This window comes from Gleimia europaea ACS-120-V-Col10b, from assembly GCF_000411155.1.
Lineage (GTDB): Bacteria > Actinomycetota > Actinomycetes > Actinomycetales > Actinomycetaceae > Gleimia > Gleimia europaea_B.
The window spans coordinates 465599-487998 of sequence record NZ_KE150266.1 but is presented as its reverse complement, the minus strand read 5'-3'; the positions used below and the strand labels follow the sequence as shown (position 1 = coordinate 487998).

The 22400-nt window shown below is 53.2% G+C and carries 17 protein-coding genes; 6 read left to right on the top strand and 11 right to left on the bottom strand.

Annotation, left to right across the window (positions count from 1 at the left end; all coding sequences use genetic code 11):
- Nucleotides 1–101: 101 nt before the first annotated feature.
- A complete protein-coding gene (locus HMPREF9238_RS02195) occupies nucleotides 102–848 on the bottom strand; it encodes a metallophosphoesterase (protein ID WP_016443809.1) in 747 nt (248 codons plus the stop codon).
- A 355-nt stretch (nucleotides 849–1203) separates the two neighbouring features.
- On the opposite strand from HMPREF9238_RS02195, the gene HMPREF9238_RS02185 reads away from it, so the two are divergent.
- Complete coding sequence (locus HMPREF9238_RS02185; RefSeq protein WP_083938904.1) at nucleotides 1204–1656, top strand: FtsZ/tubulin family protein; 453 nt, start codon at nucleotides 1204–1206, stop codon at nucleotides 1654–1656.
- 319 nt (nucleotides 1657–1975) lie between these two features.
- Here the strand turns inward: HMPREF9238_RS02185 and HMPREF9238_RS02180 are convergent, their stop codons facing one another.
- On the bottom strand, nucleotides 1976–3721 hold the full coding sequence (locus tag HMPREF9238_RS02180) for a glycerol-3-phosphate dehydrogenase/oxidase (RefSeq protein ID WP_016443806.1): 1746 nt from the start codon (nucleotides 3719–3721) through the stop codon (nucleotides 1976–1978).
- 882 nt (nucleotides 3722–4603) lie between these two features.
- On the opposite strand from HMPREF9238_RS02180, the gene HMPREF9238_RS02175 reads away from it, so the two are divergent.
- Entirely contained in the window at nucleotides 4604–6451 is a 1848-nt protein-coding gene (locus HMPREF9238_RS02175; protein ID WP_016443805.1) for a phosphoenolpyruvate carboxykinase (GTP), read from the top strand.
- A 613-nt stretch (nucleotides 6452–7064) separates the two neighbouring features.
- Entirely contained in the window at nucleotides 7065–8168 is a 1104-nt protein-coding gene (locus HMPREF9238_RS08545) for a GIY-YIG nuclease family protein (protein WP_016443804.1), read from the top strand.
- A gap of 99 nt (nucleotides 8169–8267) precedes the next feature.
- Here the strand turns inward: HMPREF9238_RS08545 and HMPREF9238_RS02165 are convergent, their stop codons facing one another.
- Nucleotides 8268–9311, bottom strand: a complete 1044-nt coding sequence (locus HMPREF9238_RS02165) for a zinc-binding dehydrogenase (protein ID WP_016443803.1) — start codon at nucleotides 9309–9311, stop codon at nucleotides 8268–8270.
- Nucleotides 9312–9394: 83 nt separating this feature from the next.
- Between HMPREF9238_RS02165 and HMPREF9238_RS02160 the strand changes: the two genes are divergently transcribed.
- A complete protein-coding gene (locus tag HMPREF9238_RS02160; protein ID WP_016443802.1) occupies nucleotides 9395–11077 on the top strand; it encodes a dihydroxyacetone kinase family protein in 1683 nt (560 codons plus the stop codon).
- Between the two features lie 69 nt (nucleotides 11078–11146).
- On the opposite strand, the gene HMPREF9238_RS09170 is transcribed toward HMPREF9238_RS02160, so the two are convergent.
- A complete protein-coding gene (locus HMPREF9238_RS09170) occupies nucleotides 11147–13024 on the bottom strand; it encodes a type I restriction endonuclease subunit R, EcoR124 family (RefSeq protein ID WP_350303868.1) in 1878 nt (625 codons plus the stop codon).
- Complete coding sequence (locus tag HMPREF9238_RS09025; RefSeq protein WP_016443800.1) at nucleotides 12906–14177, bottom strand: type I restriction endonuclease; 1272 nt, start codon at nucleotides 14175–14177, stop codon at nucleotides 12906–12908. The genes HMPREF9238_RS09170 and HMPREF9238_RS09025 overlap by 119 nt, the downstream gene beginning before the upstream one ends.
- A 94-nt stretch (nucleotides 14178–14271) precedes the next feature.
- On the opposite strand from HMPREF9238_RS09025, the gene HMPREF9238_RS02150 reads away from it, so the two are divergent.
- Nucleotides 14272–15615 (top strand): IS256 family transposase, encoded by a 1344-nt coding sequence (locus HMPREF9238_RS02150; RefSeq protein ID WP_016443799.1) that lies wholly within the window; start codon nucleotides 14272–14274, stop codon nucleotides 15613–15615.
- A gap of 4 nt (nucleotides 15616–15619) precedes the next feature.
- On the opposite strand, the gene HMPREF9238_RS09020 is transcribed toward HMPREF9238_RS02150, so the two are convergent.
- From HMPREF9238_RS09020 to HMPREF9238_RS02125, 5 genes are all read right to left on the bottom strand, one after another.
- Nucleotides 15620–16075 (bottom strand): restriction endonuclease subunit S, encoded by a 456-nt coding sequence (locus HMPREF9238_RS09020; protein ID WP_016443798.1) that lies wholly within the window; start codon nucleotides 16073–16075, stop codon nucleotides 15620–15622.
- 139 nt (nucleotides 16076–16214) lie between these two features.
- Complete coding sequence (locus HMPREF9238_RS08850; RefSeq protein WP_016443797.1) at nucleotides 16215–16967, bottom strand: restriction endonuclease subunit S; 753 nt, start codon at nucleotides 16965–16967, stop codon at nucleotides 16215–16217.
- Nucleotides 16964–18520: a type I restriction-modification system subunit M gene (locus HMPREF9238_RS02135; protein WP_016443796.1), complete on the bottom strand. Its 1557-nt coding sequence runs from the start codon at nucleotides 18518–18520 to the stop codon at nucleotides 16964–16966. The genes HMPREF9238_RS08850 and HMPREF9238_RS02135 overlap by 4 nt, the downstream gene beginning before the upstream one ends.
- Before the next feature lie 202 nt (nucleotides 18521–18722).
- Nucleotides 18723–19076 (bottom strand): cupin domain-containing protein, encoded by a 354-nt coding sequence (locus HMPREF9238_RS02130; RefSeq protein WP_016443795.1) that lies wholly within the window; start codon nucleotides 19074–19076, stop codon nucleotides 18723–18725.
- A 2-nt stretch (nucleotides 19077–19078) separates the two neighbouring features.
- On the bottom strand, nucleotides 19079–19909 hold the full coding sequence (locus HMPREF9238_RS02125; RefSeq protein WP_016443794.1) for a class I SAM-dependent methyltransferase: 831 nt from the start codon (nucleotides 19907–19909) through the stop codon (nucleotides 19079–19081).
- A gap of 115 nt (nucleotides 19910–20024) precedes the next feature.
- On the opposite strand from HMPREF9238_RS02125, the gene HMPREF9238_RS02120 reads away from it, so the two are divergent.
- On the top strand, nucleotides 20025–20645 hold the full coding sequence (locus tag HMPREF9238_RS02120) for a cation efflux transmembrane domain-containing protein (RefSeq protein WP_016443793.1): 621 nt from the start codon (nucleotides 20025–20027) through the stop codon (nucleotides 20643–20645).
- 161 nt (nucleotides 20646–20806) lie between these two features.
- Here the strand turns inward: HMPREF9238_RS02120 and HMPREF9238_RS02115 are convergent, their stop codons facing one another.
- Complete coding sequence (locus HMPREF9238_RS02115) at nucleotides 20807–22222, bottom strand: L,D-transpeptidase family protein (RefSeq protein ID WP_016443792.1); 1416 nt, start codon at nucleotides 22220–22222, stop codon at nucleotides 20807–20809.
- Nucleotides 22223–22400 lie beyond the last annotated feature (178 nt).

Genomic DNA, 22400 nt, shown 5'->3' with positions numbered 1-22400 from the left:
TCTTGGGGCGGATGCCCAGAGTCAAAGTTAAACTATTTAGACTGGTACTTTTCTAATGTCACCGAATTCGATGACATTAGATTAGAGCTGTTTGGAGTCTGCTAGATCGATCCATAGCGGCCGGTAGTGGGGTCATAGGTTAGAACCGGGATGCGACCGGATACTTCGACGGTGCCGTCGATGAAATAATGCGAGGAACCGTCAAAGTAGATGTCATGGAAATTTGGGTCACCAGCTAAAGCGTAGGTGCCGATATGACCGGCAATAATATCGATGGGGAACGGCCCGGTGGTGGCGGGGAATTTGTTTAGCATGACGTCTTCGGAAGTTCCTTGCTCCCAGTATTCCTGCGCGTCCTCATCAATGCCGGCGTGAACAAACACCTGGATGGGGGTTTTCCAGTAGGTCGGCAAGTTTTTCAGCCAGCGCACCAACTGGGGGTGATCGGCGATGATCTGGCCGCGGATCGCCTGCAGGGCTGCCTCGGGATCCCTGGACGAGAGTTCGGTTTTTGCCGCTTCGCGGTCTGTCCCGTCTAAAAAGCTCAGTAGGGTTTCTGGGATATAGGTGGTTGTCGCCAGGGAGTCCCGGGTAGTCAGGAACTCGATAAACCATTCGTCATGATTCCCTTTGATGACCACCACATTGTTGGGGTGGGTAGTTTGCAGGTCGAAAATGCGCTGCAATACTTCGCGGCTGTGGGGCCCTTGATCAACATAATCGCCAAGAAAAATCAGCCTGTGTGTTTCGGGGTCACCAGTTAAGGTTGCCTCCAAATCGGGAATACGCCTCAGCGCGTCTTCCAGGGCGTCCAAGAATCCATGTATGTCACTCATCGCGTAAAACATGGTTTTCTCCTTGGCAATATCTTACTGGGAAAATGATACTGCTCGCGGTTTTTGCGGTGACGAACAATAGATTTCCTTCTATAAGGATAGTAGGAGCCGGATAGTGCTAATGGTAAGTGAGAAACAGTAAAGCGGAAGTAATCTGCCGCATTATTTCCTTAGCTTATAAGCTAAGGGAACATCATTTGCAGCTAGCTTTTTGGAGGAGTCATGGGCGAGGTAACCGCAGTTGTTGGTATCGGGGGAATGGGCACCACGGTTCTTGAGGTTTTCACTCAGAAGTTTGCGAAGGAAGCCGCAGCAACTGGAATCTCCATGCGAACCGTGGCCGTGAATCGGCCGCAGGACAGTTTAGATCAGGCGCAGGCTCAAAAAAAAGATTGCGTTAACCAGCCTCGATATCGACGGAGTCTCCGAGGTCGACGACGATCAGTGGCAAGAAGTCCTTGACTTGCATGCGGGTGAGATTCACAAGGCAGTTGAGGGCACCAGCGCTGTCGTAGTTCTCTCAGGATTGGGGGGCTTTACCGGCTCTAGCGTGGCACCTTTTGTAGCCGAAATCGGCAAGCAACTAGGGGCTCAGGTTTCTGCCTTGGTAACCATGCCTATTCCTTTCGAAGGGGAAAAACGTGCTCAAAAAGCGGCAGTGGCACACGCAGAACTTTCAAAATTTGCGGATCAAGTGGTGACCGTATCTGGTGCAGAGCTGCTGGATAAGGCAGATTTGGGTGCTTCCTTAGATCAGGCTTTCGGGAAATTTGATGAAGAGCTCGCCGCTAAGGCGGCCGAACTGATCGAGGAAGCTTAGTCCTGCTTAAAATTTCTTCCTAGCTACTGCCGTTAGTTGGTGCGCCTATGGTCGTATCCAGCGGCTCTAGGAGGTCTTCGCCAATCTTAGGCGCCTGTCTGCCAAGCAACTAATTTTCTATTGGCTCTCGGAATTGCCTGCCGGAAGACCACGGAATTGTTACAGCTAATGCGGAAAAACTCTTCCGGTTTTATCGCGAATGAATTAACCTTAGGTTATGGTCAACAGCAAATCGAAAAAGTCTCAGGCACAGACGCAACGAGCGCACGCCTCCAAGGCCTTAGAGTCAGCGATTTAAAAGGCAAAAATTCCCACGGCTTTAACCGTCAATTTGCGGAGACACATCAATAAATTCGGTTATAGGCACCGCCTGCTCACGTACCTTTTGAGCTTCGGCTTCGCTAACTATACCCTCCGCCTTTTCTTCGGCATCACACCGTGCCTTGTAGTTTTCTATCTCGTGCGCCTTGGCCGCCTCGTCCCAGCCAAGAATATCCGCAGCTATTGTCGCAACCTCGTCAATAACAGCCAATCCGCGATCCCGATGCTCGTAACAGAGCCTGGTGCGGCGCGCCAGTAAGTCTTCCACATGCAAAGCACCCTCATGCAAAACACCGAACGCTATTTCTGCGCGCAGATACTCTTCAGCGCCCTTAAGCTCCTTCCCCAAAGAAGGATCCTTCTCAATCATTTTGAAAATCAGCTTAATGTCACTTCCGTACCTGTTTAACAGATCTTCTACGTGATCCACGCTCAAACCGTTTTTCTTTGCCAGCGCCTCACGCTGTTCCCACATAGCTTCATAGTCAACAGCTCCAGAAAGCGGAGTGCTTCTGGTAACGCACGGTATTCGCTTAGCCAGCTCCTTACCCAAGGCAAAATCAACAGCATCTTCAGCCATCTGCCTGTAACTCGTAAGCTTCCCACCTGCTATAACAGTGAGCCCCGGAGCGGCTTCAGTAACTGTGTGCTCCCTGGAAACCTTGGTTGACTTAGCCTTATCTCCGTCCAAAGTTCCTGGCTGCAACAAAGGCCGTAGCCCAGCGAAAGCCCCAATGATGTCATCACGTGTTAGCGGGTTAGCCAGTACCGAGTTCGCATGCTCAAGCAAATAATCAATATCCTCAGAATCAGGTACCGGTTCCAACCTGTTTTCATGGTATTTGGTATCAGTAGTTCCTATAACCCAATAACGCTTCCACGGGATTATAAACAACACAGACTTCTCTGTGCGCAAGAATAAACCAACTTTGGAATCAATCTTTTCCTTCGGCACAACAATATGAATGCCCTTGGAGGCCAAAACTTTCAAGCCACCCGTAGAACCGGAAAGAGACTGCGTTTTCTCGGTCCAAACCCCCGTTGCGTTAATGATGGATTTTGCCTTAACCACATGTTCAGCGCCTGTTTCCATGTCACGAAGTTTGGCGCCAACCACCTTGTTTCCATCCTTGAGCATTTCAACAACCTGGGTGCGATTCGCAGCCAAAGCGCCAAACTGAGCGGCCGTGCGAACCAGATTCACCACCAGACGGGCGTCATCCACCCTGGCATCGTAGTAAACCAAAGAGCCAATAAGTGCGTCTTTTTTCAACGCAGGCGCAAGCTCCAATGACCCTTTCTTCGAGTAGTGCTTTTGAATGGGCACTGAACCCCTATGTGCAAACTGTGCGATGGCATCATACATTCCCACCCCAACAGCCGAATAAGCCCGCTCTATTACGCGCATTTTTATGGGCCACAAAAAAGGCTGTGCTTTCACCAAATGCGGAGCCGTGTGGGTAAGCAATAAGCCACGTTCCCTCAAAGACTCAGCAACCAAGGCAAAATTAAGTTGATAAAGGTATCGCAGACCACCGTGCACCAGCTTTGAAGATCGCGACGAAGTGCCGGAGGCCCAGTCTTGCGCCTCGACCATACCGACTCGCAAACCACGGCTTGCCGCATCCAGTGCGATCCCCGCTCCCGTAACACCTCCGCCAATCACTAAAATATCAAGCGGTTTTTCCTCCATATCGCGTAACGCCTCTTCGCGCCTGCTTGGCGATAACTGCGTTGTGAACATCATAGCTCCATTCGTATTAGTTGATTTAGAGCAACCGAAGCAGCCCTAAGGTTAGGCTAACCTAAGTGGGTACTAATGGTCATCGCCTTTGAACATTTTTTCACCGGCCTCTCGCCTTAGGACATAAAATCACGTATTTAACCCGTGAAAAATAACCCGGCCTTAAAATAAGTAGAAAGAATTGTGCCCTTTGAAAACTCCCCAGGCCCGCTAAAAGCCCTAAAACAGTAAATCCTTTGTTGGTTCCAACAAACAAGCAATCTTCGAATGGGGAGCAAAAACCTTAATCCTGCCTCCGCTCACCAGCGCAGGAATGCTACTGACCGTGACGATCATGCTTACCGCAGTATCCCTATGGACAGGTCGAAAGATCATGGCAGGTAAAGAATTCTAAGTTTTTAGAGCCCGATTTTGCATCCAATGTTAGCGCCCTGCGTTCTTTTCAAAGCCCCACCGTGATTTCTTTCCCGGGCTTATCTGTCCTGAGCAAGGTGCTTGTAAGGTGAATGACGGTGGGACCGTAGTGTTCATAGTTGATTTAGCATTCAAGCCCAAGCCAGAGTCTCCTGAAGAGTCACCAGTTGAGTAGCCAAGATCTGAGGATGTCTACTTCTCCTTCTGGTGGCGGTGATGGCTCGTCTAAGTCGTCAGCTACGCCAAGGCTCAGCACGGTCACAATGGGCTAGCCAGGACAGGTTCAGCCTTGCCCCGGTTGAGTTGCGCCTGGTTGATGGTGGTGGAGCTAGTGAAACTCCTCACAAGCCAAGAATTATCCCGATGCAAAACCATAATTATTCCAGGTAGGACTTAAATCCAAGTCGCTTCAAAAATTTCGGGTAGACTAACAATATTGTTGGGACTGCCGAAATTAGGAGTATAAATATGGATAAGATTGCCAAGATCCTCAGCAATGCCGGACTGGAAAACCCCGCAGTAGCTGAGTACGTAGCGTACTGGGCCGGAATTACCGAACCCGCTGCCATCGAAGTCATTTCCGCAAAGGATGACGACCGGCTCATCACTGAGGGCTTAACCACCGGTGAAATCGCACCTGCGGGCGATGGACTCTACTACTCCCGCTCCTACTACAAGGACACGGCGCGCAGCGAGGAACGCACCGTCGTCGCCACCCACAATCCGCAAGAAGCCGGAATCTACAACAACTGGCACGACGCCACGGAAGTAACTGCCCGGCAGCTGGAAAGTATGAAGGGCGCCTCCCGGGGTAAAACCATGTACGTGGTGCCCTACTTGATGGCACCGCCGAAATCGCCGCTAGAAAAGTGGGCTCGCGGGGTGGAACTTACCGACAACCTCACAGTCGTTCTTCACATGATCCGCATGGCCCGGGTTGGTGTAGAACATTTGAACAATTTAAAAAATCCGGCAGAATTCGTGCGCGCAGTGCACGTGACCGGCGACCTGGAGAACTTGGGTCAGGGCACCGATAAGGACAAGCGCCTGTTTGCCACGGTAGCCGATGAACGCACAATTTTGCACTTCGGTTCCTCCTACGGTGGCAACGCGCTACTCGGGAAGATCGCCCACGGTCTGCGCCAAGCCTCTTACGACGGCTGGGCTTCCGGGGAATTCCTTTCCGAACAGTTCATGCTGATCGGGATTAAGGATAAGTTCGAGGATCGTACCTACTACGTGTGCGGCGGCTTCCCCTCAGCTTCCGGTAAAACCAATCTCGCTATGATGCTAGCTCCCGACGCTTTGGGTGAGCGCTACGAAGTTTACTTCTACGGCGATGACATCGTGTGGCTGCACGTTGGCGAAGACGGCAAGCTTTACGGCATGAACCCAGAATACGGCGCGTTCGGCGTGGCAAAGGACACTAACTGGCAGTCTAATCCCACCGCCATGGACGCCATCAAAGAAGGGTCTAAGACGCTCTTCACCAACGTCGCTTACAACCCTGAAACCCAAGAACTGTGGTGGGAAGGTAAGACCCCGGATCACCCGGAAGATGTTACCGGCTGGCTGGATTGGAAGGGCGAAAAGATTTCCGACCGCACGGCCGATCGGCAGCGTTCCGAGGCCAAAGGCGACGAGTGGGCACACCCCAATTCTCGCTTCACCACGTCTTTGGATAACGTGCCCAACGTGGCCCCCGACTACGAAGAACCGCAAGGGGTGCCAATCGACGCCATCATCTTTGGCGGGCGAGTAAAGGACCGGGAGCCGCTTATCCGGGCAATCACCGACCTGACTGAGGGCGTTTACGACGGTTTGACCCTGGGCGCCCAGGCTACTTTCGCGGCCGAGGGCAAGGAGGGCGTGCTGCGTTACGATCCGATGTCGATGCGCCCCTTCATGTCCTACCCCGAAGGGGACTATGCGGCCCACTGGTTGAAGATAATTGGTTCCGCGAAGGAACAGCCCATTTTTGCGCACGTTAACTGGTTCCAACGCGATCCGGAAGACGGTCACTTCCTCTGGCCTGGCTACCGCGATAATCTGCGGGCGCTGCTTTGGTTGCTAGATGTTAAGGAAGGACGCGCTGAGGGCGTGCAAACGCCGGTAGGTATTTTGCCGAAGAAGGAAGAGCTGAATCTGGATGGTTTCGAAGGTGACGACGCCGATCTGGATAAGCTTCTTTCTATCGACACTGAACTGTGGAAGAAGGAGATGGGCCACCGCCGCGAACACCTTGCACAGTTCAAGAATCTTCCCGAGCAGATCTGGGCTGCGCACGAGCGCATAGAGCGGGCGTTTAACGCCTAAACGGCCACCTGGTTTTGTACTAGCGACGGGTGGATTTTCTTCAGGCGGGTTAATTCCTGCGGGTGGCTAAGGCTCCTGTTGGGATTAACCCGCCACTTTTGTGATAGTCCACCCTAAACGGATATTTCGTTTAACTAACTTTTAGCGAGTACGCCAGTTTCACGGCAGCTACCGCCCGATTGCTGCCCATAGCGTTGTGGGCATGAGGGTTCTTCATAGCCGTGTAGAGTGCCGCAAGTGCCTCTCTTTCGGTGATTAATTTGCATTCATACATATACGCGCGGTCAGGCGATGTCGAATGCCAGACCTTCTGGCCCTTAACCTTCACCGATGCATGGAGAATTGACTGCAGCTGTGCAAACCGTCCTCAGAAATGCTGAAGCTGTTTTGCATAACGCTATTGACCAACAGCTGCAAGCCTGGAACCACGCGCAAAATCCAGGAACAGACAGTTGGTTATTACAAGTTTTCGTGAGTGGTTTTCTGTGAAGTGCGGCAATCGCGCAATATTTAAGCAGGTTTTGAGACCTGCTTGGCGGGTTGCAATTGTGGGTATAGTGCTTTCAAATGCTGGAGTTGTTTGGTTTCTCTAGCGTCGTAGAGGTGGAACAAGATGGATCGCAATTCTCAAAGTGCTTCGCGCACGCCTTTGGATGAACTTGAAACGATGTCGGTTGCCAAGATTGGTGCGGGCGCGAATGAGGTGCCCTCTGAACTCAAATACGCGCGGTTTCCAGTGGGAGAGCTGGATTCCGTATCAGCCCTTATCCCGCATAACCGGCGAGGAATTTACGTGCTCGAGTTTTCTAACGGCGAGTTCTATGTTGGTCAGGCAAAGAATGTGGTGACGCGTTTTGCTCAGCATCGGCACGGTAACACTAATCATGTGGATCCGTGGACTGATGTGGAGAAACTTTGGTTCATGCCGGTGCCAGAATCAATGAGCTTGGATTCGATTGAATATCAAGAGATCCAACGATTCCGGGCAAGCGGTAGACGTTTGCGTAACCGTATGTTGAATGTTGGGCATGACCAGCCGTCTGGGTTGGATTTGGTGATTCCGGTTGAGGATCAGCAGGCGTGGACGCTCGGTGATGGCCCTTATGATTTGCGAGGGGCACAGCAACGTTTGGAAAGTTTTGAGAGCGAACCCACGAAGTTCGCAAGGCTAGTTCCCAAGGAGTACCAAGAGCCGATTTTGCGCGATATTGCTTTTGCGTTGAAGGAGCTGGTTCCAAGTGCGGTTGAGCTTGAGGGGCAGTACTGGACTCTTACGGATTGCCCAAGCACAAGTGGAGGCCGTTGGGCTACGTTGAGTACGGGCTTTATTGAGCTTTTGTTCTTCCCTCGCGCTTGTGAGTTTCCAGATGCGAAGGCGGAAAAGTTGGAACTAATGGAGGGTGTCGGTTGGTTGAATACAGTTCCAGGAACTGTTTTGCCAGGCAGGACAAAAGATTATTGGGGATTTGAGTATGAGTCTTCGTATGGAGGGTTCTTGGATGCTTGGGCGTTTACCTTTACGTATCCGTCAGCGGAGTCGGATGCGATTAACTACGCGGTAGGAGACCTCGAACAGTTTTGTAATCAATATCCCGAGGTTCTTGACGGAGCTAGAAAATTCGCGTTGCAAGCTATGCGGCAAAATACTTCAGGAATGTTCAAGCGCTGGCATTCTAAGCCGCTGGTTCGTGCTGTTTATCAGTACGCGATTAATTAACAAAGTGGAGATTCGAGGGACAGCTAGCGCAGCGCTACTTATCTGGAGATGTTTCATGGGGCCAGCTCGCGTTGAACTGGCCCCATAAAAACTGCCGGTCTAGTCCGGGATTACTGCTACTTTTACGCCGATGCGGTCGCGGAGGGCGGTGTAAGCAGAATGTACGTCACTGAGTGCAAACTCGTGGGTCACAATCGCGTCCACGTCGATCACGCCGTCTTGAAGTAGCTCAATGGCTTTGGCTACGTCGCGGCGGCGAGCGTTTGAACCTCCCGTGACCTGCAGTTCCTTGTAGTGAATGAGGTTTGGCTCCATCGTGGAGGTGGAGCCCTTCGGGAAGCCCGCAAAGTAGTTCACACGGCCCCCGTCAGCGGCTATTTCTAGCGCCTGGTTGGCAAGTTCCGGCACGCCAATACATACGATGACTACGTCAGCGCCGCGCCCTGCCGTCACGTCATTAACGGTTTGAACGAGGTCGTCAGAATGAACCGCAGTGACGCCCAGCTTGGTAGCGATTTCACGCCGGCCTGCGCCGCGGTTAGAAACGATCACGTTTGCCGCACCCGCGTGCATAGCTAGTTGCGCGTGCAAGAGGCCAATGGGGCCGGCGCCCATGATGACCACGGTGTCGGCCTGGTTGATACCGAAGTTGGCGATGCCGTTCAGGCAGCAGGAAACCGGTTCGGCAAGGCATAGAGCTTTAGGGGAGAGTTCTTTCGCAACGGGAAAAAGGTTACCGCGCGCAACCACGTTGGCGGGAACCAGCATGTATTCTTGCAGGCCGCCGTCGTAACCGTAGCCGAACAGCTCAAGGTTTTCACAAAGGTGTTCGCGGTCGTGCAAGCAGTTTCGGCAGGCACCGCAGGAAACAACGATAGAGACGGTGGCCTGTTGCCCCACCTTCAGGTCCGGGTAATAGGCGTTTACGCCTTCGCCGATTTCGTGTACGCGGCCGGCGATTTCGTGTCCGGGAACAGCACCAGGGCGAACGCCCGCAGTTTTTGCGCCGGTGTAGAGCCGGTAGTCAGTGCCGCATAGGGTGTTCGCTTCGATCTTGAGAACAACTTCGCCCGGGCCGGCTACGGGAGCGTCTTTTTCGGTTAGTTGTAGGTCTTGAGGGGCGTTGAGAACGGCAGCTCGCATTGATCTTTTCCTAACGTCTGGCGTGTTACTTACAACACAGTTTAGTATAAGGGGCGTCAGTAGTCATTCGAGGAGGAATACAGATGACACGTCTAGTTAACAACCCTGAAGAGTTTCCAGCGGAATCTATTGAGGGCTTTGCTGATGCGTTCAGCAACTGGGTGAAGCCTGTTTATGGTGGCGTGGTGCGCAGTACTAAAACCCCGGAAGGCAAGGTTGCCATCATAGTTGGTGGAGGTAGCGGCCACTATCCGGCGTTTGCTGGTTGGGTTGGCCCGGGCATGGCTGATGGTGCTGTGGCTGGCAATATTTTCTCGTCCCCTTCGGGCGCCCAGGCGTATTCGGTGGCGAAGGCAGCTGAGCGTGGTGGCGGTGTGCTGATTGGGTTTGGTAACTATGCGGGTGACGTCTTGCATTTCGGCCAGGCAGTTGAGCGTTTACGTAGTGAGGGCATTGATGCTCGCACGCTGGTAGTTACAGATGACGTGGCCTCGGCTAGTGAAGAGGATCATTTGAAGCGTCGCGGCATTGCGGGTGACCTTCCTACGTTCAAGATCGCGGGCGCAGCGGCTGAGGCCGGCCTGGATATTGATGAGGTGGTGCGCGTTTTTGATAAGGCGAATGATCGGACTCGTTCGTTTGGCGTGGCGTTTAGTGGCTGTACGTTGCCGGGCGCGAAGGAGCCGTTGTTCCACTTGGAGCCGGGCCGTATGGGCGTTGGCATGGGTATTCATGGCGAGCCGGGTGTGCGTGAGGACGAGATCGGCACGTCGGATGAGATTGCGCAACTGCTCGTTGATGGCCTGATTGATGAGCGTCCGGAGGGTTCGGATAATCGCGTTGTGGCGATTGTGAATGGCCTGGGCGATACGAAGTATGAGGAGATGTTCGTCCTGTGGAGGGACATTGCCAAGCGTCTTCGTGCGGCTGGTCTTGAGTTGGTTGGTAAGGAAGTTGGCGAGTTCGTGACTTCCCTCGATATGGCTGGCGTGTCGCTCACGCTGGTGTGGGTTGATGATGAACTGCTCAAGTTCTGGCAGGCGCCGGCGGATACGCCTGCTTTCCGAGTGGGCAATATGGCTCCGGCAGAAGTCGATGACCGCCAGCTGAATGTGACCGCAGAGGAGGTTCGCGTTGAGCAGCCTGGTAGTGAGGCGTCGCAGAAGCTGGCTGGTGAGGTTGTGAGCGTTTTGGAGCGGATCGCTGATTTGCTTCATGAGAAGGAGCCGGAGCTGGGCAAGATTGACGCGGTTGCGGGCGATGGTGACCACGGTATTGGTATGGCTCGCGGGTCGAAGGCGGCTGTGGAGACGGCTCGCCGTTTGGCTGGTGAGGGCGGTGGCGCGGCCACTGTGCTTGCGGGTGCGGGTGATTCTTGGTCCGCTTCTGCGGGCGGCACGTCGGGTGCCCTGTGGGGTGCGCTGTTGACGGCTTTTGGCCGCGTGCTTGGTGATGAGGCTGGGGATGCGAACTTGGCTGAAGCGGCGGCTGCGGGTCTTGAAGCGGTGACTCGTTTGGGTGGCGCTCACGTGGGCGACAAGACTATGGTCGACGCATTTGTTCCTGCCGTTCGGGCTTTGCAGGAGCAGGGCGACTGGCGTGCAGCTACGGACGCTGCTCGTAAGGGCGCTGAGTCCACTAAGGATTTGGTGGCGAAGGTTGGTAGGGCTCGCCCGCTGGGGGAGAAGAGCCTCGGAACGCCAGATGCGGGCGCAACCTCTCTGGCAATGATCTTCGAGGTAATCACCGACTACTTGGAGAAGTAGATCATCGCTCTATAGGGCGATGGACGTTGAGGGTGTGGCCGCTGGATTTACAGCGGCCACACCGTTCTCTCAGTCCTCAAAGTCGTTGCGTAGGAGCGGGCGGAAGCGGTCCACAAACTCTTGCAGTTTGGTGTAGACCCGTTGCATGGTTTCTCCGCGCGCGTTGTCGGGGCGGAAGCGGGAGATGGGTGGTAGAACACTTGCCACGGATTGCCCTGCGGTGGGCACGTGACCCGAGCGTAGCGCGTTTGCGACAAGCTGTTCGGCCTTGTCCCGGTTGAGCCGCTCCTCGTTGATGATTGCTGCGAGTTCTTCTTCACGCTTGCCGTTTACGTATTCGCGCCATTCATCTTGCACGCTGGTGTTGATAGAGACGTTGTCTACGAACTCTTCAATGAGCCTACGCTTTGGACGTAGCGAGGGCGATGAGGAAAGCGCTCTGTCAATCTTCGCGCGAATCTCTTTGTCTTCGCTGTCTGTGCCGGCTTCATGGCGTTGTTCAACGAGCATGAGGATGTAGTCCACGTTGATCTCAACTTGTTTGACGAGTTCGATTTCAAACAGCACGTCTTGGCGAATGTCTTCTCGGTCGCTTTCTGCGCGTGGTTTCCACTGGTCGTATAGGTCCATGTAGCGTGACTTGTAGTCTTGGAGCTCGCGCTCGCTGAACTGGTTGCCGCTTTCAAAGTCGTCGAATGAGGAGAGTATGTTTTGCAGGCGTAGTACCGCGCCGAATATGTTGATGAATTCTTTTTGCGCGGTCTCACTTGCGGGTATGGGGCTTGTGGGGTCGGCGTAAACCTTGCGCAGCTCGTCTAGCTTGGCCTTGTATTCGGCCAGATATTCCTGGTAGGGACGCAGCATGACGATGCCGGATGCGTCTTTGTTGCCAAAAAGTGCGATGGCGTCTTGCGTTTGCTGCTCAAGGTTTCTAAACGAAACGATGTTTCCGTATGTTTTAACGGTGTTGAGGATGCGGTTTGTACGCGAGTAGGCCTGGATGAGGCCGTGTGAGCGCAGATTCTTGTCCACGAACAGCGTGTTTAGAGTGGGCGCGTCAAAGCCGGTTAGGAACATGTTGACCACGATCACGAGGTCGAGCTCGCGGTCTTTGAGCTGTTTCGATAAGTGTTCGTAGTAGTCCTGGAAGCTGGATCCGGAGGTGTCGAAGTTGGTTGAGAACATGTCGTTGTAGTCGTTGATTACGTCCTCAAGGTATCCGCGGTCTGATTCGGATAGTTTTTCGGCATCGAAGCTTTCATCTTCGATGATCCCGTCTTCTGGCTGGTCGTTAGCTCCGTAGGAGTAAATCATGCCGATCTTGAGCTTTTTCGCCTCGGGCACGTTCAGCTGTAGTTTGCTGAACATGCCGTAGTAGGCGCGGGCTGCTTCGATAGAGGAAGTGGCAAAGAGGGCGTTGAATCCTTGTTTGCGTTTGCCACCCACCATGTAAACGGAGTTTCGTTTCGTTTTCTGGTCGAAGTGGCCCAGGATGTATTGCGCTACCTGCCGGATGCGTTCGGGGTGCATCATGGCGCTTTCCACGTCGATGGCGCGCACGTCTTTGTCTTTGAAGCTACCTTCCTCGATGGTGTTGATGTAGTCGATGCGGAAGGGCAGTACGTTTTTGTCGGTGATGGCGTCCACGATCGTGTAGGTGTGGAGTTTTTCGCCGAATGCTTGCGCCGTGGTTTTGAGGTTTACGTGTTTTCCAGAGCCCGCGTTCTCCGCGAAGATGGGCGTTCCGGTGAACCCGAAGAGGTTGTATTTCTTGAAGGCTCGTTTGATGGCTACGTGCATGTCACCAAATTGGGAGCGGTGGCATTCGTCAAAGATGAGGACTACGTGCCCGTTGTATATGGTGTGGCCCTGGTTGGCTTTGATGAATGTTGCAAGTTTTTGAATGGTGGTGACGATGATTTTTTTTGGCTGGATCAGCGCTTTCAAGTTGTCGTTTGAGTTGTGCGGTTGACGTGTTGCCGTTGGCTGCGCCTTTTTGGAAGCGGTCGTATTCGAGTTTGGTCTGGTAGTCGAGGTCTTTGCGGTCTACTACGAACAGTACTTTTTCAACGCCTTCAACTTTGGTGGCTAGTTGGGCGGTTTTGAATGAGGTGAGGGTTTTGCCCGATCCGGTGGTGTGCCAAATGTAGCCTCCGGCTGCTGTGGTGCCGAGTGTGCCCGCATTGGTGGAGGTGAGTATGCGGGTGAGGATTCTCTCCGTAGCCACGATTTGATACGGCCGCATTACTAGCAGTTGGCGGTTTTCGGTATAGACGCAGTATTTGGTGAGGATGTTGAGGATGGTGCGTTTGGCGAAGAATGTTTTTGCGAACGCGATGAGGTCTTCGATGGGCTGGTTTTGCGCGTCGGCCCAGTATGAGGTGAAGACGAATGATTTTTTGTCTTTTTTGTTGGTTTCGTTGATGTGGGCTAGGCGCGTGGTGTTGGAGTAGTACTTGGTGCTGGTGCCGTTGGAGATAACGAAGATTTGGGCGTAGTCGAATAGGGCAGCACCGGTGCTGAAGCTTTCGTCGCGGTAGCGGTTGATTTGGTTGAAGGCTTCGCGTAGGGGTACGCCGCGTCGTTTGAGTTCGATGTGTGCTAGGGGGAGTCCGTTGACGAGGATGGTGACGTCGTACCTGTTGGAGTGTTTCGCTCCGTCTGCCTTGTCTACGGCGTATTGGTTGATGACTTGGAGGTGGTTGTTGTGAATGTTGTCTTTGTCGATCAGGCGAATGTTTTTGGTGGTGCCGTCTTCGCGTTCGAGTAGTTGGATGTGGTCTTCTTGGATACGTGTGGTTTTGTCTTCTACAGTGTCGCTGGAGTTGGCGATGTTGGTTTTGTAGAAGCGGTTCCACTCGGCGTCGGTGAACTTGACGTTGTTGAGTTTTGAGAGTTGGGCGCGCAGGTTAGTTTCGAGGTGTTGTTCGTCTCGAATATCAGCGTATTCGTAACCTTGTGCTTGTAACTGGCGGATGAATTCGGCTTCTAGTTGAGCTTCGGACTGGTAGCCACTGGCATCGTTGTTGTCAGGCACGTACTCGGCTACGACGGTTGATTGGGGTGAAAGGGCTACGGGGTCAAACTTGCGCGTTTCCACAGTTAGGAAGCTTTCTCTTTGAACGTCAGCAACTTATGAGAGTGTTTGATGGTTTGTGTGTGGGAATCCATCCCGCATAAGGAGATAAGCCAGAATGACTACTGTGGCAAGACGAGACCCGGCTGATAAGGCCAAGATTGACGCGATTGAGGAGAAGCTTCTTGCTAACCCTGAAATCGCTAAGCTGATCGACGAATTGGGCACTTCCACCACGGATGCCAATGACCTGGTGCGCGGCATGTTGCAAGCCTCGATTACCCGAGGTTTGAATGCTGAGATGGATGCCCACCTCGGCTATCAATCCGGTGATCGGGACGCTAAAGCGGCAGCTGGGACTGATAATCACCGCAATGGCACCTACCCGAAGACGGTTGATTCCAATTACGGGCCGGTTACCGTAGACGTTCCCAGAGACAGGGCTGGGACGTTTCTTCCCACCATGGTTCCCAAAGGCTCCAGGCGCTTGACTGACGTCGATGACATGATCGTGAGCTTGTATGCCGGCGGCATGACCGTGCGCGATATTCAGCACCATATGGCCACCGCCATGCGGGTGGATATCTCCCATGAGACGATTTCCGCTGTCACTGACGCAGTCCTTGATGAGGTACTGGTGTGGCAAAACCGCCAGCTCGACGAGTTCTACCCCGTCATCTTCCTTGACGCATTGCGCATCAAAGTCCGTGACGGTGGACGCGTAGTCAACAAGAGCGCCTATATGGCCATCGGCGTGGACATCGACGGAATCAAACACATCCTAGGACTCTGGATCGCCAAGGAAGAAAGAGCATCCTTTTGGGCGCAGGTGTGCTCCAACCTGTCGAATCGCGGGGTCAAAGACGTCTTCATTGTCTGCTGTGACGGGCTCAAAGGCTTGCCTGAGGCAGTGGAGGCAACCTGGCCAGGTTCGATGGTGCAGACCTGTATCGTGCACCTGATTCGTGCTGCCAACCGGTGGGTGGCCTACGGCGACCGCAAGACCGTGTCGGCAGCATTGAAGAAGGTCTATACCGCCCCTGATGAATCCACTGCTGCAGCGGCACTGGCTGAGTTCGCATCCTCTGAGTTTGGCGAGAAATACCCCAGGTCTGTGAAGGTCTGGCAAGACGCATGGGAGCGGTTCGTGCCGTTCTTGCAGTTTCCGCCGGCAGCCCGCAAGGTCATCTACACGACGAATTCGATTGAGTCGTTTAACAATGAGCTGCGTAAAGCCACTCGTAACCGGGTGCAGTTCACCAATGATGAGTCCGCGTTGAAGACTCTGTGGTTGATGATATGCAATATTGAAGACAAACGCGCAGCTAAACGCGCTAAAGAAGGTAAACGAGCCGCCGCTTCAGCTAGCCGGCTCGTTGAAGGCGGAAAGGTTTCAGGGTGGAAACAAGCCATCAACCAAATGGCCGTGGCCTACCCCGACCGCTTCGACCAATACCTCTAAGAAATCAAGCCCCACACACAAACAACTTGACACGCTCCAACTTATCTCGATAGTACTCATACTGCTTACGCCGAGCCTCAATCTCAGCCGGCAAACCAGAAGAAATATCATTAACAAGGGCATCGAAATTTATGAGCTTCCGCGCAATTTCTGTTTGCTCCTCTTTGGGTGGTACTGGAACCATTATCTTTTGAAGTGCTTTATCAGAGATTCGTTTAACTTTGGTACCGGTGATAAAGCGCATTTTCTGCTGTTGGAAGTGTTCGGATTCGAAAAAGAGAGATATATATGTTGGGTCAAAGTGATGACGGTAAATGTATAGATCTCCACCCACAGCTACATCCGTCGTGCCTTCCCACGCCACTGCTTTAGCCACAGCTTCTTCGTCTTCGCTAGTAGTTGCTATTGCTAGATCACCAGGAAGTAGTTTTCTTAGTTTTGCCGCATATTCGGGGTCCACAAAGGAGATAGTTTGATGTGTAGTAATCCCGTATCGAGTGTGGATTTGACCATAATGGATAGCTGGGAATCCGTGGTCGCGGAGGTGCTTCTTTTGTAACCCATTTCCACGGATAAAAGTCCCACACGTGCCCAAGGGTTTAAGTTCTACCCCCCCCCTCAGGGAAGGTTAGGAGTTGGTCGCGGTAGTACTCGTATTGTTTTTTCCTAGCTTCCAGCTCCGCTTCCAGCTCCGCTTCCAGCTCCGCTTCCAGCTCCGCTTCCAGCTCCGCTTCCAGCTCCGCTTCCAGCTCCGCTTCCAGCTCCGCTTCCAGCTCCGCTTCCAGCTCCGCTTCCAGCTCCGCTTCCAGCTCCGCTTCCAGCTCTGCAAATGCATCAAGAATACGAACAATCTCCATTTGTACATCGAGCGGAGGCAGAGGAATGGAGAAACGTTTAAGAGCACGATCGGAAATAGCGGGGTAGTTCCCCTCAGTCTGATTATCCTTCAGGAACTGAAAGGTGCGTTGTGTTCGCAAAATATGAAACAGCCACCTTGGGCTCACCCTTGTAGATTTAGGGCGCAAAACGCAGTATCCCGTGGAACAAACGGCATCATCAAAGTCGGATGGAACTTCGCATACTCGCATTTGCGTTGGTCGGGTTGTAGCGAACAAGACATCATTTACTTTGACAAGTTGTCTTGCTCGTGAAGGTGCATTCGAAGCATCCACTACGTGTGTATCCGTGATACGGCCGGAGCGAATATCCACCGAACTAAGGTCTATGTATTGCCTTGGAGAATCGGTGCTGGACCACCTGATGTTGTTAACCTTTTCGATCACATCGCCCACAGGCACAAACTCCACCCCGTCTGGGCATAGTTCGTTAATCAGCTGATCTATGCGGCTCATTTGGTGGCCTCCAGGTCGGTTACGATCTGGTCGATCTGTGCGCGTAGTTCCTGTTGGCGGGCCACGATCTTTACCAGGTTGGCGTTCAGCTCCTCAATGTTGATGACTTCGCGAGTGTCCTCCGGCTCAACATATGAAGATACCGAGAGGTTGTAGTCGTTCTCTGCAACCTCCTCATACTTCACCAGGCGTGCGAAATGATCCACGTTCTTACGGGCAGTGAACGCCTCCAGGATCTTCTCGCGATGCTCATCCAAAAGCTGATTCTTAGTGCTGCGACGTTCAAACTCGGCGGAAGCGTCAATAAACAGAATTGAAGGGTCCTGCTTAGACTTCTTCAACACCATGATGCACGTGGAAATCGTTGTGCCAAAGAACAAATCCGCCGGCAGCTGAATAATCGCATCAACAAAGTTGTTGTCCACCAGGTATTTACGGATCTTGCCCTCAGCACCCCCGCGGTACAAAACACCCGGGAACGTAACGATCGCCGCAACGCCGTCTTCTGCAAGCCAGTGCAAAATGTGCATCGTGAATGCGAGGTCCGCCTTTGACGGGGGAGCCAGCACGCCCGCCGGAGCGAAACGCTCATCATTTACCAAAATCGCAGAATTCTTACCCTCCCACCTCGTGGAATACGGAGGGTTCGACACGATCGCTTCAAACGGTTCGTCATCCCAGTGCTTCGGATCAGTAAGAGTGTCGCCCAGAGCAATACTGAAGTCCTCAAACCCAACACCATGCAAAAACATATTGATGCGCGCCAGGTTGTACGTGGTCAGGTTAATCTCCTGGCCAAAATAGCCTCGATCAATGTTTTCTTGCCCGATAATCTTGGCAAACCGAAGCAGAAGCGAACCAGAACCACACGCCGGATCGTACACGCCATTCACTTTGGTCTTTCCCACCAAAGTTAGGCGGGCCAGCAGTTCAGAAACGTCTTGCGGGGTGAATAACTCGCCACCAGACTTGCCTGCTGAAGACGCATACATCGTCATCAAGAACTCGTAAGCGTCCCCAAACATGTCTATCGAGTGAGAGCTGAAATCACCAAGGGGCAAGTTTCCAATCTCATTTAAAATCCGCACCAGCTTCGCATTACGAGCCGCCACAGTATTGCCGAGCTTCGCGCTGTTCACATCCAAGTCATCAAACAAGCCTTTAATATCGCCCTCTGACTGGGAACCAACAGCGGATCCTTCAATGTTGCGAAAAACCTGCTCAAGCCGCTCATTCAAATCCGGGTCAGCCGCCGCGTTCTTACGCACGTTCTCAAAAAGCTCGGACGGGCGAATAAAAAAGCCGAGCTCTGCAACCGAACTATCGCGACCGTACTCGGCCAAGTCGTCGGGAAGATGAACGTAGTCAAAATCAGGATCCGTTTCACGCTCCAACCGGTTTACGTGCTGAACAAAACGTTCGGAAATGAAGCGGTAAAACAGCATCCCAAGCACGTACTGTTTAAAATCCCAACCATCTACAGACCCGCGTAAATCATTAGCAATACGCCAGATAGTCCGATGTAGCTCTTGTCTTTGAGCGTCACTACCCACAACAAACTCCCAATACCACTAACCAATATTTAACGCCGCAACCGGCCGCTTTCATAAGGATAACGGGGGAGTAGGACAAAGAATGTGCACAACATGCTGCAATGCAGTTTGGCCGGCCCACACCCTCTTGCAATAGTCCTAAAAATCAATGCGCAGGAGCGGACAGAACCGGCCCACTCCTGCGCAAATTGGCGTGGCGTACTTAGTTCGCTGGCGGCCGGCTCATCATGTAAAGCACCATTTTTGCTTTGGTTAGTGCCTTAACCGCGTGAGGAAGGCGCGTAGGAAAATGCACCATTCCGCCCGGGCGCAACGTCACCGTCTTACCATCCGCACTGATTTCGAGTTCACCTTCAAGGGCCTGGACAATCACAGGCATTGCGGCAGTGTGCTCGGATAGTTCTTCTCCCTCGTCGAACGAGAACAAAACCACGTTCACGCCCTCAGCGCGCATCACCGTTGTAGAAGTGGTTGAGTTCGCACAATACTCAACACGCTGCGCCAGGTTTTCGATAAATCCCAGCGAGCCGGCAGGTGATGGTTTGGACTCAGTCATAGTCAGATCTCCTTTTCCTCCAGATTGGTAGCGGGTTTTCGTGCCACGATAGCGATGCCAGTCAGATTATCGCGGTATTCGTTGAACGTCGCGCGCATATCCAATACGCGGCGCCGCATCTCCTTATCACGCGCCACATTAAGCAAAATCCGCACAACACCGCCTACACCTTCATCAGCGAGGTTGCGGCGCGGGGACAGTAAAGCCATCGGCTCATACCCCACCCACTCGATACTGAAACCCGCCTGTTCTAACAGTGCGCACCACTCACTGCGAGTGAGAGGGCGAGCATTAACCCTAATCGTGCGGGCTAGGCGCCGGCGCAACTGGTTCGCAAGCTCCACGCCAATACTGTCAGGAGTGAGGCCAAGCTCGTGGATCGCATAGCAGCCGCCCGGCTCAAGCAGTCGGAACGCTTCAGCGATGATCTCTCGCTTACCTTTATCGCCTTGCATGCTCAGCATCGCTTCACCAACCACAACCTGAGCTGATTCAGCCTCAAGGCCAGTGGATTGCGCATTAGCATTCACAACCGTGCCCTTCGGCCCCACTGCGGCCTGCACTCGTGCGGCAGCATCCGGATCTTGATCCACGCCCGTATACGAGGCAATTCCTCGCTCAAGCATGAGCGTGGCCGTACGTCCCAAACCCGGAGCGAATTCCAACACTTTCTTGCCGGATAGACCAGCCGCATCCAACATTCGGTTTGTTAGTTTCAATCCACCCGGGCGTAAAACCCGCTTGCCTGCGCGGGCAAGCACCCAATGGCCTGCCGCAACACTAGTTGACCTGTCACTTTGCGGGAGGCGGGGTGCGCTCTTATTCGTATCCATGACACCAACAGTACTAGAATTACTTAGGTACGCCTAACCTAAGTTGATTGTTTGTGTTGTTAGAGAGGAGTGCGCAGGCCCACTCAGTAGCCTCACCAGTATTTAGGTAGAATCAGTGCCTGTGTATACCGCTCAAAATCTTGACACGCGCGCTCGGCGAATCGTTGCCTGGGTAGCCATCCTGAATCTCATCGGCTTCATAATCGAGCTGATCGTCGCCTCAATTATTGGTTCGGCAGCACTATTTGCTGACGCAGCTGACTTCCTCGAAGACTTCCTGATCAACATGCTTGTACTCACCGCCCTTGGATGGTCCGTGGCGAGCAGACGTAAAGCCAGCTATGGCCTGGCCGGCCTCATCCTTATCCCTGCTGTAGCCGCATTTGGTACCGCCATTTGGAAAATGGTGTCCGGAGAGCCACCAGAACCCCTCGCCCTGTCAGTAACCGCGATCCTCGCAATGCTCATCAACCTTGCCAGCGCCCTGCTACTACTCCAACTACGCAAACACGAAACCGCGCTAGTTCGAGGAGCTTGGCTTGCGGCGCGCAACGACGTCCTCGCAAACCTATTAATCCTTGCCGCGGGCATCGTCACCCTGTTCTGGTTCAGCCCCTGGCCAGACATCACGGTTGGCATCGTGATCGGCATAATCAACCTTTCAGCCGCCGCCGAAGTATTCGAACAAGCTCGGGCAGAAAACCCCGAACTGGAACTCGACGACGATGATGATTAACCGCAGCTGACAGACAGATAACACTGCTGTGCAGGTGAGGCTGTCGTGCAAACGAGGCTACTAACAGTACAAGCATCCCCCGAAGCGAAACGAGAAACGGATTCGCGCCGGGGGAGTGTTATTGAAAGTGTTTGCGGCCTACCTCTATTTGAGGGCTGCTTCTAATAGTGGGACATTACGGAAGTGCCCAGGTCTGCCCAATGGTAAATCCACTCCGCGTCAGACGTTGGCGTATTCACACAACCATGCGAGCCACCCGGCCCCGTCCACCCGAACGTGCGCTGCCACGGCGCCGCATGAATCGAATAAGACCCGTGGAAGTACGACACCCAAGGAACATCCGGCTCCACATAGCGTGAACCGTCATCATTCAGGCCGCGCATCGTCTGGCTCTCATACTGCAAATACACGTTGAAATGCCCGTCCACAGTGGGCGAGGACGGCTTGCCCGGAACTACCGGAATCGGACCGCGCACAACCTCCGTGCCCTCATAGCATGTCATCTGTGCCGTAGTGAGGTTAATATCAATCCATTTCTCGCCCGGAGCGGCCGGATAGGGGAGGTTTTCAGCGCCCGGAGCGATCTTGCGCTGCTCGTAAGTAGGTTCTATCTCGTCGTAATCAAATGATCCGTTGAATGGCTTACCCTCCTTAACGGCCTGCACCACCTGGCCGGCAACCGCGTCAAGGTTGTTTACTTTCCAACCCTTCTTGCCTTCCAAAGCGTCGATTAGAATCTTGCCGTTCTCGTCAACGTTTTGAATGCCGGGCGTGGGATCCTCATTCGTCTTATCTGCAATATGTGAAACCCACTTCTCAATCTCTGCCGCATCAAACGAGGGAGCTAAACCGTTGGTAGCGTCAAAAGAAACCCAGTTCGCAACGTCATCGCGAGTAGGCTCAAATGATTCAACTCCGTCGCCAAGCTTCACGGAAACAGTCATCAACTCGTTTGCCTTGCCGGCCGCAGCTTCAGCTTGCGCCATACTAATCTCGGGGTCGCGTTGCGCCACAGAAATCTCTGCCGAAGTCGAGCCGTTCAATTCCGTCGCGGCATTCTCAACGATCGTACGCACCTGATCAGCGTCAACGGCCATGCCCGCAGAACCAGGAGAGGCCACAAAATGGTCGCCATTCCAAGAAACGGACGCTTCCTTTGTAGGAGACGACGTGTTCGCGTTCAACGACTCAACAAACTGTGCGAACGCAGGCTCATCCACATCTACAGAAGCAGGAATGTGGCGAGATGAAAGCAGGCCGGTAGCGCGACTCCAAACCGAAGCGGAAGGCTTAAGGGCGGCCTGCGCTGTCTTAGCCGCATCAACACTGAAACCTGTATCAGCGAGGGGCGTGCTTACAGCCTCGCCCTCAATAGTGAGATCGAGAGTGCGTTCGCTCGCGGCGGCCTCAACCTGCTGTTCGATCTGTTTGGCCGTCTTACCACTTACATTCATGCCAGCGACCGTGGTGCGAGGGAGCGCCTTCGCACTATAGGTTTGTGCAAACCCGAAAACTCCCGCCACCGCAAGAACAAGCACCACGGATAAAGAGAGGAAAACTTTTGACACTGTGCGCATAAGGCGATCCTACGATATGGGACTACCTATTTGTAGATTAGCCCCCAAAATACAAGGGAAATCACGCCATAAATGGGGCAGAGTGATCGCATCATCGTTTTGCCACGATAAAAAGGGAGGCTTATTTGCAAAAATGGCGAATTTTACAAATAAGAGCGTCTTAAGCGCGGTCTATTTC